Source organism: Bacillus sp. UMB0893, from assembly GCF_002858905.1.
In the GTDB taxonomy this organism is placed as follows: domain Bacteria; phylum Bacillota; class Bacilli; order Bacillales; family Bacillaceae; genus Bacillus_P.
On the sequence record NZ_PKLB01000001.1, the window covers coordinates 390,262 to 404,066 of the forward strand.

Genomic DNA, 13,805 nt, shown 5'->3' on the forward strand with positions numbered 1-13,805 from the left:
TGAACATCCCTTTTCTATATAAAAGGAGATTCAGACGATGATTAAGCCTAATGCATTAAAAAAAGGAGACACAATAGGAATTATTTCCCCGGCAAGTCCGCCTAAAAAAGAGAATCTAAAGAGAGCCCTTTCTTTTATAGAAGAAATGGGATTAAACGTTAAATTCGGAAAGCACATTGAACGGGAACACGGTTATCTTGCAGGCACAGATCAGGAACGAGCTGATGATGTGAATACGATGTTTTTAGATCAAGACGTAAAAGCAATCATTTGTGCGTGCGGAGGGTTTGGCACAGCAAGAATGGCATCTCTATTGGACTATGATCTTATAAAGAAAAATCCGAAAATCTTCTGGGGATATAGTGATATCACTTTTTTACATACTGCCATCAGACAGAAAACAGGTTTGGTAACGTTTCATGGTCCTATGCTAAGCTCCGATTTCGGAGAAGAGGGCAGGGTGCTTCCGTTAACAAAACACTATTTTCATCAACTATTTGATAAAAAAAATTTTATCTATGACGAATCTCTCACTCCGCTTGAAGTGATGATTGAAGGAACAGCAAGCGGAGAGCTGATCGGAGGCAATTTATCACTAATCGTTAGCTCGCTAGGAACAGCGTTTGAAATTGATACAAAGGATAAACTGCTCTTACTAGAAGATATTGATGAAGAGCCGTATGCTGTCGATCGAATGCTGAATCAGCTGTATATGGCAGGGAAACTAACAGATGCTGCCGGAATTTTAGTCGCTGATTTTCATAACTGTGTTCCTAAAAAACGAAAGAAATCCCTGTCTCTCGATGAAGTGCTGACTCATTATATACAGCTTGCAGGCAAACCTGCATTGAGTGGTTTTAAGATCGGACACTGTTCACCTAATATTTCTGTTCCGCTTGGGACAAGAGCAGATATGAATACATTTGAAAAAACGTTGTCGATTGAGAGCGGGATTTTGTAAGGGGATATTTTAAATCAGTAATCTGAAATTGGTAGTTGGAAGCAGAAATTGATAATTGGAAGCAGAAATTGATAATTGGAAGGAGAAATTGATAATTGGAAGCCGGAATTGGATAGGAATCAGCTGAATCGGATTATACCAGAACCCAATACTAAGAAACCGATTTCAGATACCTAACCTATTTATTAATAGAATTTACATCAAAACAGCCTTCTTAAAAAGGATGGATACCAATGATTATTGAGAAAGTCGAAACATTCCGTGCAGCTGTACCGCTGATCAAGCCTTTTAAAACGGCATTGCGGACGGTTGTTACAGCGGAATCCGTGATTGTGAAGGTGACATGCGAAGGCGGAATGACAGGATGGGGAGAGGCTCCGCCGACTTTAGTGATTACGGGTGAAAGTCTATCAAGCATTGAATCTGGCATTGTGCATGTGTTAAAACCATTTTTAATTGGCAAAAATCTATTGAATTTCGAAGTTATTTTCCAGGGAATACAATCAATTTTAGTCGGCAATTCAAGTGCGAAGGCAGCGGTAGATATGGCGCTGTATGATTGTCTTGCACAGTACAGCAGATTGCCGTTATATCAGTATTTAGGCGGATACAAAAAAGAAATGGAAACCGATTTTACAGTAAGTGTGAATGATGTTAGTGAAATGGGAGAAGATGCGGTTTCATATATTGAAAAGGGATTTAATGTTTTAAAGGTGAAAGTAGGATTGGGAGACAGCAAATTGGATATTGACCGAATTCGAGAAATCAGGAGCCGTGTAGGTCCGGATATCAAAATTCGTTTAGATGCGAATCAAGGATGGAAGCCGAAAGAAGCGGTCTCTGTTATTGGGAAAATGGAAGACTTGAATTTGAACATTGAATTAGTCGAGCAGCCTGTGAAAGCTCATGATATAGAAGGGTTAAAACAGGTAACAGACTCTGTTGATACGCCGATCATGGCTGATGAAAGTGTGTTTACTCCGCAACAGGCATTTGATGTATTGAAAACAAGAAGCGCAGATATGATCAATATAAAATTGATGAAAGCAGGCGGAATCTATCAAGCTTCCATTATTAATCAGCTGGCAGAGGTTTGCGGTGTGGAATGTATGGTCGGCAGTATGATTGAAACACGAATTGGGATTACGGCAGCTGCTCACTTTGCTGCAGGCAAAAAGAACATTACAAGGTTTGATTTTGATGCCCCGCTCATGCTTGCAGATGAAATAGTAGAAGGCGGAGTAAGATATAACGGCAGAAAAATGTCATTTTCAGAAGGAAATGGATTAGGCATTGCGAATGTCCTTTTGAATGATGGGGAGGCTTTGGCAAAATGACGATTCAAAAAGGAAGAGTTGCCGTATCCGTTGCAACGGTATGGACTGCAGCGGATTCAGCCAGGAAGCTGGATGAAAAGGCAGTTGTGAATCCAGTCGAGATTGAGTCTTGGCTGGATGGCCTTACCTATGAAACAAAGCTTGAGCTGTGCAATGAAAACCGAGTGCAAACACAGGCCCTGTTTGGAGAAGAGGTTTGGATTGTAAGTGAAATAGAGGGCTGGGCAGAAATCATTGTCCCAAGTCAGTCATCCTCAAAAGATGAGCGCGGATATCCAGGCTGGATGCCGCTTTGTCAGATTGAGAGAGTTGAAGAATCCTGGCAGGGACCCATTGCTGTAATTCAAAGCAAGAAAGCGATGCTCTATTCAGCAGAGGAGACTCCACTATTTGAATTGTCCTTTCAAACACAATTCTCTGTTATCAAAAAGGATACAGAGTGGATTGAGGTGAAGACTCCACTTGGAAAAGGAAAAGTAAAACCAGCAGATGCACGTGTATTTGACACAATTGAAAATGTGCCAAAAGGCAGCGGGAAGGATATCGTTGCTGATGGTGAAACGTTTATTGGCCTTCCTTATCTTTGGGGAGGGATGAGCAGCTTCGGATTTGATTGCTCCGGCTTCAGCTACACGATGTGCAAAGCGAATGGATATGAGATTCCAAGAGATGCCCATGATCAGGCGGCATCAGGCAAGAAAGTGGAATTGGATGCGATTCAGCCAGGTGATTTATTGTTTTTCGCATACAAAGAAGGAAAAGGAAGGCTTCATCACGTTGGAATTTATCATGGAGACGGGAAACTGCTTCATTCACCAAATACAGGGAAGTCGATCGAAATATTAGAAATGGCAGGAACGGTTTACGAAAAGGAATTGTGTGCAGCTAGACGCTATTGGCATGAGACGGAGGGATAAGTATGGTGAATTTACTTGAAGTAAGGAATCTAAAGAAACATTTTTTTCTCGGAAAAGGAGAAATACTTAAAGCAGTTGATGGTGTTTCATTCTCTGTAAAAAAGGGAGAAACCTTCGGAATTGTAGGAGAATCCGGATGCGGGAAATCTACAGCAGGCCGCACGATCCTTGGTTTGTACGGCCAAACAGAGGGTGAAGTTATTTTTAACGGTAAAAACGTACATGATTTAAAAGGAAAAGATAAATTTGCCTTTTACCGTCAAATGCAAATGATCTTCCAGGATCCATACGCTTCATTAAATCCGCGTTCTACTGTTCTTGAAATTATCTCTGAACCGATGGAGGTGCACGGCTTATATAAAAATAAAAAAGGGCGGACTGAACGTGTGCACCAGCTTCTCGAAGATGTAGGCCTTAATCGTGATCATGCCAACCGCTATCCCCACGAATTCAGCGGCGGACAAAGACAGCGGATCGGGATCGCCCGGGCGCTTTCCCTTGATCCCCAATTGATCATTGCAGATGAACCGATATCCGCACTTGACGTTTCCGTTCAGGCGCAGGTTGTAAATCTGATGAAGCGGCTGCAAAAGGAAAAAGGACTGACTTATTTATTCATTGCACATGATTTATCAATGGTAAAGCAAATCAGTGATCGCATCGCTGTCATGTATTTAGGTCATCTTGTTGAGCTTACTGTGAGCAGTGAGCTTTATAAGAAGCCGCTTCATCCTTATACACAGGCATTGCTGACAGCCATTCCCATTCCAGATCCGGATGTAGAGGATAAAAGGGAACGCATCATTTTAAAAGGGGAGCTTCCAAGTCCGATGAATCCGCCAAGCGGCTGTGTGTTCAGAACACGATGCGCCTACGCTATGGAAGCTTGTTCTGTAAAGAAACCGGCATGGCAGGAAGTCGAGGAAAACCATTTTGTTGCCTGTCATTTATATGACCGAAGCATAATGGGTGATCAGGATTTCTCGCAGATTGCAGCGACGAAATGACAGGTACCTTTAAGCTGAAGCTTCAGGAGCTGATTGATCGCTATCAGGGGAGGGTTGGATTATCTCTTGAACTTGATGGGGATTTATATGAGTGGAATAGCACTCAGGTCTTTCCGTCTGCAAGTTTAATCAAACTTCCGATTCTGCTGACGGCATTTCGGCAGAAAGAGCAAGGCATTCTTGACTTTGATGAGATCGTAACGATTGCTGAAATGAAAATGACCAGTGGTGCCGGAGTGCTGCAGGCTCTCTCTGAATCAGCAGTTTTATCCATTGCAGATATGGTTACGCTGATGATCATTGTTTCAGATAATATGGCGACAAATCTGTTAATCAATAAAATAGGAGTGTCTAAAGTGAGAGACTTTATGGATGAGCTGAATCTCTCAGGGACAGAGCTGAACCGTCAAATGATGGATTTTGCAGCAATCGATAAAGGGCTAAATAACTGGACGACTCCTTCTGATATGCTGAAATGCCTGAAAGCAATCGGACAAAACGGTTTTTTATCGGATGAAAGCAGAGGACAGATTGCTGCAATCTTGCAAAAACAGCAATTTACGGATAAGCTCTCTTTTTTAATGGATACCGAAAAAATAGTCATCGGCAGCAAAACGGGTGAGCTTCATGGAGTTGAACATGACTGTGCCATCATTCAATTCAAAGAGCGGACAGTCTATGCTGCCGTGTTAATGGATGAAATTGTAGATAAGAGATATGGCAGAAGTACGATTAATGAGATTGGCAGGCTTATTTATGAGGAGCTTGTCAGGTAAAAAAAGAGGGAGCGCCAATTATGAGCTTCCTCTTTTCTGCATGTTATTCTCGAATTGGAAACTCCAACTTAAAAACAGTTCCCTTTTCATCGCTGCTGGCAGTGATTGTGCCTTTATAATTCTCGACAATTTTTCTCGAAACAGATAAACCAAGACCTGTACCCTCATCCTTTGTTGAGAAAAACGGATCGAAAATATGATTCAAAATGGATGGGATCATTCCTTTTCCGTTATCGGCAAATATTATTTGAATGGTGTTTTCTAAACGTTTGGATTCAATTTTTATTTTAAGCGGGCTAGAGCCTTTAGCCTGAAATGAATTTTGAAAGAGATTTAGAAAAACTTGAAGCAGTTCGTCCTGGTTGCCATGAATTTGAATTTCATCTGCATTTGGATCCGTTTCGATTTGAAAGTCTATGGAATAAAGGAGAGACTCACTTTCTAGTATTCTGCCTAAATAGTTTATTAGGAATGAGTTTACTCCAAAGAGTTCAGAGCGAATTTCGGCCGGTTTGGCAATGCTCAGGAAATCGGTAATGATCTTGTTCGCACGATCGATTTCAGGGATTAGTATATTTCTGAATAAATTGGAAGTTTCATCATCTGAAGTGTTAGTAAGAACCTGCAGGAATCCTCTTACAGTAGTTAACGGATTTCGGATTTCATGAGCAATTCCTGCTGCGATTCTTCCGGCGATTGCTTGTTTTTCTGCTTCTTTTATTGCATTTAAAAAGTAGAAAGTGCCAATTACGCGGTTGATGGTACCATCTTCTCGCCATAGAATTCTTGTATTCAAAATTCCATAGTTTTTATCAAGCACTTCACGATCAAAAAATTCAATGCCTGTCCGGAGTGTTTCAAGGTTCAGCAGCTGCTCATCAGGAATTTTAACTAATTCTCTCAAATGTTTGCCGATGATTTCATCCCGATTCACGCCGTGATCTTTTGCTGCCTGAAGATTACACAGCGTAATGATCCCCTGATCGTCAATAAAGACGATATGATGGGCGACAAGATCAAAAATATCTGATAAAAAGGCTTCAGTATGATGAAATGAATCGTTAGCCGATGTTAAATAGAGGCGCTGATTTGGATGAGCCGTCTTTAGGCTGTCTGTTAATGGCAGAATGGATGGAGGATGTTGTTCTTTTTCTTTACAGACTGCAAGTTCCAGTTCGGGATTAACATATGTAAAAGAAACAGGCAATTTTGCTACTAGCTCTTTTAAAAGCTGGTTTTCTTTTTTAAGCCGTTCAAGTTCATTCTTATTTTCCATTTTTCATACCTCATGTGAGATAAATATAGTTTAATCTATAAAACTATATAACAATTATTGATCTTTGACAATTCCTAACAGCGGAATTCTGAAATTAGGCGGAAGATTATATGACAATTTAGTTTATCTTTCATGTTATTTAGGGAATAATCTCATAAAAGCATACTTTTGGGGGAATGATTGTGACCGTAATTAGAAAGCCAGTTCAAATTTTAGGCTGTTTCAGCGAATATGACAATTTAACAAGAGTGCTAGTATGTCAGCCTGATTTTATGAGAATCAGTGAAGTAATAAATGAAACGCAAAGATATTTTGCTGATGAAAACATTGATGTGGATCTTGCTGTTGTTCAGCATCAGAATTTTGTACGTACAATGGAAGAGAATGGGGCAGAAGTTATGATGCTGCAGCCATTTGAAACCTATCCTGAACAAGTGTTTACACGTGACATTGGCTTTACATTAGGGCAAACTGTTTTCGTATCTGAAATGGGGCAGGACATAAGACAGGGTGAGGAAGAGGTATTACGAGAGTGGCTGGTAGTTCAAGGATACCCGATGCACTCTCTAAAAGGGCACCGCATAGAAGGCGGAGATGTCATCATCGACAGGAATACCATTTTTGTCGGCGTAAGTGACAGAACATGCAGGCATGCGATAGAACAGCTGCAGACACTCTTGCCGTCTTTCAATATCATCCCGATGCCAATCAATGAAAAATACTTGCACCTGGATTGCGTATTTAATGTCCTTTCGGAAACGGAGGCTCTCATTTTTCCTGAAGCCTTTGAGGAACAGGAATTAAAAATATTGAGCGAGAAATATCATTTAATAGAAGTAACGGAAGCTGAACAATTTACAATGGGCACGAACGTCCTATCCATTGGAAATCGAAAAATTATCAGCCTCCCAATTAATCAAGATGTAAACAGTCAGATGAGAAGAAGAGGGTATGAGGTATTAGAAGTTGATATTACTGAAATTATTAAGTCCGGCGGGTCGTTTCGTTGCTGCACGCTGCCAATTTTACGGACGATATAAATACTTTAGAAGACACACTTTAATGTGTGTGTTTTATTTTCGGAATTTGGAACTGGACTTCTAATCTGACAATCTGTATAGTTAACTTAAACGATTAAGTGAAAATGGTGAAAAGAATGAAAAAAGCAACGATGAAAGATATTGCGGCTGAAGCGAATGTGTCAGTTGCTACCGTTAGCTACGTTTTAAACAAGGCTGAAAATCAATCGATTCCAGCAGAAACGAAGGAACGGGTGCTTGAGATTGCAAAGAAACTGAATTATGTTCCAAATTTGGCTGCGAGATCTTTAGTCAAACAAAAAACGGGATTAATAGGAATTCTCTTAAACCGATCCGTGCATGAAGGAGTATGGAGGCGTTCGTATCATGCTGAGTTTATTTTTCAGCTTGAGCAGCTCCTGACAAAAAAGGGATACCATGTTGTGTTATCAAGCATTGATGTCGAAAAGCCAAACCTTGAGATTATTGCTGAACGCAAGCTTGATGGCGTGATTTTGATTGATGTTCGTGAAGATTTATTTTACAGCATTTCAAAAACAGTACCATCTGGGGTTCCGCTCGTTCTAGCAGATAGCGTTATTGATGATCCTCTGTTTTATAAAGTATTGTATGATTATCAAGGGGCTTTTTCAGCTGCAAAAAAGAAGCTTGAAGGGAAGCCTGCTTTTTTAATCATGGAGAAATTTCATAACACGGGTCTTTCCGATAGAATCATCAAAGAATCAGGACTTGAACGGCATAACGTATACGTGATGGAGAATGAAGATGGTCTTCCTGATTTTTTAGCAAGTAATAAAGATAAATCAGCGATCATAATAAATGAATTTTTAGCTGCTGCTGTTTCAAAGCGTCGTGATCTGAAGGATGATGTTGTCATTTGCACGTCGAACTCTCCTGAAATCCTGCCAGAGGGAACCAAAAGAGTTCAATTTAAAGATACAAAAGCATGCATTGCATTTATTGTTTTGTCAGATCTTATGAAAGATAATCGCGGGCTTCATTTAGAGAAATATACATATACTCAAGCAGATTAAGTTCTGCTTTTTTTTAAAACTAAAGCCGACAGGTAAAGAAGTTACAGGTGATTTCTTATAAAAAAAGGTGATGAACCGATTTTTCTTGGTGGAGAATCGGTTCTTTCGTTTGATCTTACATTGCAATAGGGAACAAGAAAAACTGATATAATAAAAAATAAACAAACAAAGGGGAGTCCATCTTGAAAGAAACTATGGAGCTGATCAAAGAGCTTGTATCGATTCCGAGCCCATCTGGGAATACAAATGAAGTGATTACATATGTTGAAAAATATTTAGCTGAATGTCAAATCGAAACAAAGCGCAATCGCAAAGGCGGCTTACTTGCAACGATACCCGGCACTGACAATCATCATCATCGCATGCTGACAGCGCACGTTGATACGCTTGGGGCGATAGTAAAAGAAATTAAAGCAAGCGGACGTTTAACCATTGATCTGATTGGCGGATTTAATTACAACTCTATTGAAGGTGAATATTGCAAAATTGAATCGTTATCAGGCAAAACCTTTACAGGAACCATTTTAATGCATCAGACTTCTGTTCACGTTTACAAAGATGCGGGTAAAGCGGAACGAAATCAGGCAAACATGGAGATCCGGCTTGATGAAGTTGTAAAAAATGCAGATGATGTGCGGGAACTTGGCATAGAAGTAGGCGACTTCGTTTCCTTCGATCCCCGAGTGGAAATCACGTCAAATGGTTTCATCAAATCTCGCCATTTAGATGATAAGGCCAGTGTTGCCCTTTTGCTTCAGCTGATGAAGCAAATCAAGGAAGAAAACATCACGCTTCCTTATACAACACATTTTTTAATTTCAAATAACGAAGAAATCGGCTACGGCGGAAATTCAAATATTACACCTGAAACTGTTGAATATTTAGCTGTGGATATGGGAGCAATGGGTGACGGTCAGTCAACTGATGAGTACACTGTTTCCATTTGTGTGAAGGATGGAAGCGGTCCTTATCATTATGAGCTGCGCAAAAGGTTAACCGCCCTGGCAATAGAAAATAAGATTGGGCATAAACTCGATATCTATCCATACTATGGATCCGATGCCTCTGCAGCAATCCGCTCCGGTCATGATATCGTTCATGGATTGATTGGACCTGGAATCGACTCCTCCCATGCATTTGAACGAACTCATAAAGATTCGCTTGAGAACACGGCGAAGCTGCTTTATCATTATGTGAAGTCTGAGATGGTACTGTGAAAAATTAAAAAAACATCAAAAAGAGCAGCAAGCATCATTTTTGCTGCCTTTTTAATGCATATTAGTGCTTCAAAGAGCTTGATTGAAACACTTTTTTCAGCAAAGGGGCGTTATTAGTGCTTCAAAGAGCTTGAATAGACACTTTTAAAATTGAGCAATTTCAGTTATCACATTTTTCAGCACATCAATTGAACCTACTGAATCTTCTTCGATTTGAAGTCCGTGGTTAACTCCTGGAATAAGCACACATTCCACATTTGGATTTCCTTGGAGCTTCTGAAAGTTTTCTTCTGCAAAATAAGGATCCTTGTCACCAATGATACAAAGTGCTTTTTGTCTGGAACGGTAAATAGTACTGAAAACATCCTCTCGGTTCAGCAGCGGTGTTAACCATACCGTTTTTGCATCTGTAAAAGAAGTCCTGCCAAGTTCAGAACTCAATGCAATTGTCCCGAGCGATTTTCCTATTAAATAAAAAGCGTCATATTCGTGTTTGCTTAAAACAGCATCAATCACTTTTCGTACATCGCTTTTTAATGCCTTATCCATCTCTTCATTGCTGAATTTTTCATAGTTTTTTGAGTTGTATTGATAATTAATGTGCAGAACATCAAAATTCTTTTCGAGGAATAAGCCTGTCGTATAATGAAAAAGCGGCCCTTGTGTTGTGTAGCCGAGACCAGGAAACATAATGGCCAGATTATGGGTCTGCTGCGTGGTTCCCAGCAGAGTAAATGGAACTTCTGCTTGATTGAATCCAGTTATTGAGTCTGTTTTAGACTTTATCATTGGCTTTCACGCTCCCTTTTCTAGTATTATACAGTTAATTCCACTTGTGTTTAGAAGATTTTTAAAAAAAGATGAATATCTTATATTAGATTCGGGTATTAGATGGAAAAGGTATGTATATTCAGCCTGACAATAAAAGAGAAAAAGGTGAGCAGATGATCCGCTTTGAGAATGTGTCTAAGGAGTATCAGGATGGTACAAAAGCCGTAAATTCCTTAGATTTAACGATAGAAAAAGGGGAATTTTTTGTTTTTATCGGCCCAAGCGGCTGCGGAAAAACGACAACAATGAAAATGATTAATCGTTTGATTGATGCAACACATGGATCTGTCTTAATAAATGGAAAGAATGTCCATGACTATGAAATTCATGAGCTCAGATGGAATATCGGGTATGTGCTTCAGCAAATTGCCCTTTTCCCGCATATGACGATTGAGGAAAACATCGCGATTGTTCCTGAGCTTAGAAAGTGGAAGCCGGATAAAATCCGCAAACGGGTAGATGAATTGCTTGAAATGGTTGGTTTAGAACCCGATACATATCGAAAGCGAAAACCGAGTGAATTATCAGGAGGACAGCAGCAGAGAATTGGAGTGATTCGCGCGCTCGCAGCTGATCCGGATATCATTTTGATGGATGAACCGTTCAGTGCCCTTGATCCAATCAGCCGTGAAAAGCTTCAGGGTGACATGCTTGATTTACAGAAAAGAATCCATAAAACAATTGTTTTTGTCACACATGATATGCAAGAGGCGCTTGCTCTCGGGGATCGCATCTGTGTGATGAAAGATGGTGAAGCGGTTCAAATCGATACACCTTCAGCACTTGCAGCTAATCCTGCTAACGAATTTGTGAGGGAGTTTATCGGTAATCGTGCTCAGTCAACTATTTTGGAGGGTTCGATTGAAGGGTTTGTTCGTCCTCCTCAGGAAACAGATCCAATGAAAGTGCCGCTGTCCTATTCTGCAGATATCAAACAGGCTTTAGCCCGTCTTGGTGAAGAAGATAGCATTCCTGTTGAAAAGAACGGCCAAATAATCGGCACCATAACTAGAGAGTCTGCCGTACAGTTTCTATCAGGACGAACGGAAGAAAGAGGTTAATCTATGAATGCATTTATTGATGTTTTTAAAGAGAGACAAGGGGAGCTTGCATCTGCCTTGTTTGAGCATATCCAAATATCATTTATTGCTCTTTTGCTTGCGGTGGCCATATCCATACCTCTTGGAATCTATTTGACGAGAAAAGCCAGATATGCAGAAGGCATCATTGGAATATCAGCTGTGATGCAGACGATTCCTTCACTTGCTTTGCTTGGATTGCTGATCCCGCTTGTAGGAATTGGAGTCGTACCGGCCATTATCGCTTTAGTGATTTATGCACTCCTCCCGATTTTGCGAAATACATATACAGGAATTAAAGAAGTTGACCCTTCCCTGGTTGAAGCGGCAAGAGCTATGGGAATGAACAATTCGAAGCGTCTTTTTAAAGTAGAACTGCCGCTTGCTTTGCCCGTCATAATGGCAGGTATCAGGACTGCGATGGTGCTGATTGTGGGAACAACGACGCTCGCTGCATTAATAGGTGCAGGCGGATTAGGTAAACTTATTCTGCTCGGAATTGACCGAAATGATAATATGCTGATTTTGCTTGGCGCTATACCAGCAGCGTTACTTGCGATCCTATTCGACGGTCTGCTTCGCTTAGTTGAAAAAACATCTGCTAGACGATCAATGAAAGCAATTGGAATTGCCGGTTTAATAGCTGTCCTGATCGTTGCTGTGCCTATGGCATTTGGCACAGGGAAAAAAGACATCGTGATTGCCGGAAAACTAGGATCCGAACCTGAGATTTTAATCAATATGTATAAGCTATTAATAGAACAGGACACAGATTTAGAAGTGGAAGTAAAACCGGGGCTTGGAAAAACGTCCTTCGTTTTCAATGCGTTAGAGTCAGGGGATATTGATATTTATCCTGAGTTTACAGGTACTGCAATCACAACGTTCCTAAAAGAAGAGGCTGCAAGCACAGACAGGAAAGAGGTTTATGAACAGGCGAAAAAAGGAATGATGGAAGACTTCGACATGGCTTATCTGGAGCCAATGCAATTTAACAACACGTACACTTTAGCTGTACCGAAAGAAGCAGCTGATCAATATGGACTTGAAAAAATGTCAGATTTAAAACAAGTTGCAGGCAATATGAAAGCAGGGTTTACCCTTGAATTTTCAGATCGTGAAGATGGTTACCTCGGCATACAAAAACTATATGAAACAAAATTTCCTAATTTAAAAACAATGGAGCCAAAGCTTAGATATGAAGCAATTCAATCAGGTGAGATCAATATCATTGATGCCTATTCGACTGACAGTGAGCTTCAGCAATATAACTTGACGGTTTTAGAGGATGATAAAAACTTATTCCCTCCATATCAAGGTGCACCATTATTGAAAAAAGAGACACTTGAAGAGCATCCTGAACTTGAAGATGCCTTAAATAAACTGGCAGGAAAAATAACAGATGATGAAATGCGCAATATGAACTATCAGGTAAATGTAGAAGGAAGGTCACCTGCAGAAGTGGCGAAAGAGTATTTGCAAAAAGAAGGTTTATTGAAGTAGGAAATGATCAAAAGAGAGGTCCATTTTGGATTTAACGGGTTCGGTTCAGAGGTGCAAAACATTAAAACAGCATAATAAATAACACATAGTTTAACACACCAATTATCAGCATAATTGGTGTGTTTTATCTTGCTTTTTAACGGTGTATTTGTGATAAAAATGGAAATAACAGTTATTCAGCAATCGGGCAGTTTAGTTGAAGAAGGGTTTGTTAATAAAAGCTCTGCTAAATATTATTGTTTATATTTACTCAAAACAAAAAGGACCCATTTAGGTCCTAAAATAACCTTCTTCAACCAGCTTCTTAGCTTAATAAGAACAGCTGCCTTTGATGGCAGCTGTTCTTACCCGTTTGCTCATGGAAACACTGTTTAAATCATTTGCTTAATAGAATCTGCGTCTTCTTCTTTCGAACTCAAAACGTCTTCTTCTTTCGAAAGGGAAAAATTCTCTTTCGAAAGGGAAAAACCTTCTTCTTCTAAAGTCGTCACGAAAAAATCGTTCTCTTCGTTCAAATCCAAAAAATGGCATTAAATTCATCCTCCTTCATTTCAGAAATCTATATGATAAAAAGTCAAATTACCCCAACCACAGGGTGCATGCGAAAAAGCAGCAAAAACTCGATGATTAATTGATGAATTTAGCCTCCTGTAAGGACACATCATAATCTAAACACCTTATTTTCTAACCCGAGGCGTAGATTTCGTGAGAGTTTTATATCAAGATATTTTTGCCTATTGATGTAGTTTTCGGGGAATAAATACAAAATTTTTCTGTACCCCTAATAGTACGAAGTTTTAAATAAAGGACAGATCACTGGAATCTGT

The 13,805-nt window shown here is 39.9% G+C and carries 13 protein-coding genes; 10 read left to right on the plus strand and 3 right to left on the minus strand.

Annotated features, from left to right (window positions below):
• The first annotated feature begins 37 nt into the window (after positions 1–37).
• The 5 genes from CYJ36_RS01995 (at position 38) to CYJ36_RS02015 (ending at position 4,998) form a co-directional block, all read left to right on the plus strand.
• Positions 38–961 carry a S66 peptidase family protein gene (locus tag CYJ36_RS01995; protein ID WP_101564286.1) on the plus strand — a complete coding sequence of 308 codons (924 nt, stop codon included), beginning with the start codon at positions 38–40 and terminating at the stop codon, positions 959–961.
• A 233-nt stretch (positions 962–1,194) separates the two neighbouring features.
• Positions 1,195–2,298, plus strand: coding sequence for a dipeptide epimerase (locus CYJ36_RS02000; RefSeq protein WP_101564288.1), 1,104 nt, complete (start codon positions 1,195–1,197; stop codon positions 2,296–2,298).
• Positions 2,295–3,215 (plus strand): C40 family peptidase, encoded by a 921-nt coding sequence (locus CYJ36_RS02005; protein ID WP_101564291.1) that lies wholly within the window; start codon positions 2,295–2,297, stop codon positions 3,213–3,215. The genes CYJ36_RS02000 and CYJ36_RS02005 overlap by 4 nt, the downstream gene beginning before the upstream one ends.
• Before the next feature lie 2 nt (positions 3,216–3,217).
• Positions 3,218–4,222 carry an ABC transporter ATP-binding protein gene (locus tag CYJ36_RS02010; RefSeq protein ID WP_180850009.1) on the plus strand — a complete coding sequence of 335 codons (1,005 nt, stop codon included), beginning with the start codon at positions 3,218–3,220 and terminating at the stop codon, positions 4,220–4,222.
• Positions 4,219–4,998, plus strand: a complete 780-nt coding sequence (locus CYJ36_RS02015; RefSeq protein WP_101564301.1) for a serine hydrolase — start codon at positions 4,219–4,221, stop codon at positions 4,996–4,998. Before CYJ36_RS02010 ends, CYJ36_RS02015 begins: the two co-directional genes overlap by 4 nt.
• 43 nt (positions 4,999–5,041) lie before the next feature.
• Here CYJ36_RS02015 and CYJ36_RS02020 read toward each other — a convergent pair whose 3' ends face one another.
• The gene (locus tag CYJ36_RS02020) at positions 5,042–6,274 is read right to left on the minus strand and encodes an ATP-binding protein (RefSeq protein WP_101564302.1); all 1,233 of its coding nucleotides are present in this window, start codon (positions 6,272–6,274) and stop codon (positions 5,042–5,044) included.
• A gap of 176 nt (positions 6,275–6,450) precedes the next feature.
• Between CYJ36_RS02020 and CYJ36_RS02025 the strand changes: the two genes are divergently transcribed.
• The 3 genes from CYJ36_RS02025 to CYJ36_RS02035 all read left to right on the plus strand — a co-directional run bounded on the left by CYJ36_RS02025 (position 6,451) and on the right by CYJ36_RS02035 (position 9,565).
• Complete coding sequence (locus CYJ36_RS02025; protein WP_101564303.1) at positions 6,451–7,314, plus strand: dimethylarginine dimethylaminohydrolase family protein; 864 nt, start codon at positions 6,451–6,453, stop codon at positions 7,312–7,314.
• 116 nt (positions 7,315–7,430) lie between these two features.
• Positions 7,431–8,348, plus strand: a complete 918-nt coding sequence (locus CYJ36_RS02030) for a LacI family DNA-binding transcriptional regulator (RefSeq protein WP_180850011.1) — start codon at positions 7,431–7,433, stop codon at positions 8,346–8,348.
• Positions 8,349–8,542: 194 nt separating this feature from the next.
• On the plus strand, positions 8,543–9,565 hold the full coding sequence (locus CYJ36_RS02035) for a M42 family metallopeptidase (RefSeq protein WP_101565601.1): 1,023 nt from the start codon (positions 8,543–8,545) through the stop codon (positions 9,563–9,565).
• A gap of 144 nt (positions 9,566–9,709) precedes the next feature.
• Here the strand turns inward: CYJ36_RS02035 and CYJ36_RS02040 are convergent, their stop codons facing one another.
• On the minus strand, positions 9,710–10,354 hold the full coding sequence (locus CYJ36_RS02040; RefSeq protein WP_101564305.1) for an alpha/beta hydrolase family protein: 645 nt from the start codon (positions 10,352–10,354) through the stop codon (positions 9,710–9,712).
• A 155-nt stretch (positions 10,355–10,509) separates the two neighbouring features.
• On the opposite strand from CYJ36_RS02040, the gene CYJ36_RS02045 reads away from it, so the two are divergent.
• A complete protein-coding gene (locus CYJ36_RS02045; RefSeq protein WP_101565603.1) occupies positions 10,510–11,457 on the plus strand; it encodes an ABC transporter ATP-binding protein in 948 nt (315 codons plus the stop codon).
• Between the two features lie 3 nt (positions 11,458–11,460).
• Positions 11,461–12,978, plus strand: a complete 1,518-nt coding sequence (gene opuFB / locus CYJ36_RS02050) for an osmoprotectant update ABC transporter permease/substrate-binding subunit OpuFB (protein WP_101564306.1) — start codon at positions 11,461–11,463, stop codon at positions 12,976–12,978.
• 371 nt (positions 12,979–13,349) lie between these two features.
• Here the strand turns inward: opuFB and CYJ36_RS23960 are convergent, their stop codons facing one another.
• Positions 13,350–13,493: a hypothetical protein gene (locus CYJ36_RS23960; RefSeq protein ID WP_219621052.1), complete on the minus strand. Its 144-nt coding sequence runs from the start codon at positions 13,491–13,493 to the stop codon at positions 13,350–13,352.
• Between the last annotated feature and the right edge of the window lie 312 nt (positions 13,494–13,805).

Coding starts and splice junctions, on each gene's coding strand:
- CYJ36_RS01995 (WP_101564286.1), top strand. CDS start 38: ATGATTAAGCCTAATGCATTAAAAAAAGGAGACACAATAGGAATTATT.
- CYJ36_RS02000 (WP_101564288.1), top strand. CDS start 1,195: ATGATTATTGAGAAAGTCGAAACATTCCGTGCAGCTGTACCGCTGATC.
- CYJ36_RS02005 (WP_101564291.1), top strand. CDS start 2,295: ATGACGATTCAAAAAGGAAGAGTTGCCGTATCCGTTGCAACGGTATGG.
- CYJ36_RS02010 (WP_180850009.1), top strand. CDS start 3,218: ATGGTGAATTTACTTGAAGTAAGGAATCTAAAGAAACATTTTTTTCTC.
- CYJ36_RS02015 (WP_101564301.1), top strand. CDS start 4,219: ATGACAGGTACCTTTAAGCTGAAGCTTCAGGAGCTGATTGATCGCTAT.
- CYJ36_RS02020 (WP_101564302.1), bottom strand. CDS start 6,274: ATGGAAAATAAGAATGAACTTGAACGGCTTAAAAAAGAAAACCAGCTT.
- CYJ36_RS02025 (WP_101564303.1), top strand. CDS start 6,451: ATGATTGTGACCGTAATTAGAAAGCCAGTTCAAATTTTAGGCTGTTTC.
- CYJ36_RS02030 (WP_180850011.1), top strand. CDS start 7,431: ATGAAAAAAGCAACGATGAAAGATATTGCGGCTGAAGCGAATGTGTCA.
- CYJ36_RS02035 (WP_101565601.1), top strand. CDS start 8,543: ATGGAGCTGATCAAAGAGCTTGTATCGATTCCGAGCCCATCTGGGAAT.
- CYJ36_RS02040 (WP_101564305.1), bottom strand. CDS start 10,354: ATGATAAAGTCTAAAACAGACTCAATAACTGGATTCAATCAAGCAGAA.
- CYJ36_RS02045 (WP_101565603.1), top strand. CDS start 10,510: ATGATCCGCTTTGAGAATGTGTCTAAGGAGTATCAGGATGGTACAAAA.
- opuFB (WP_101564306.1), top strand. CDS start 11,461: ATGAATGCATTTATTGATGTTTTTAAAGAGAGACAAGGGGAGCTTGCA.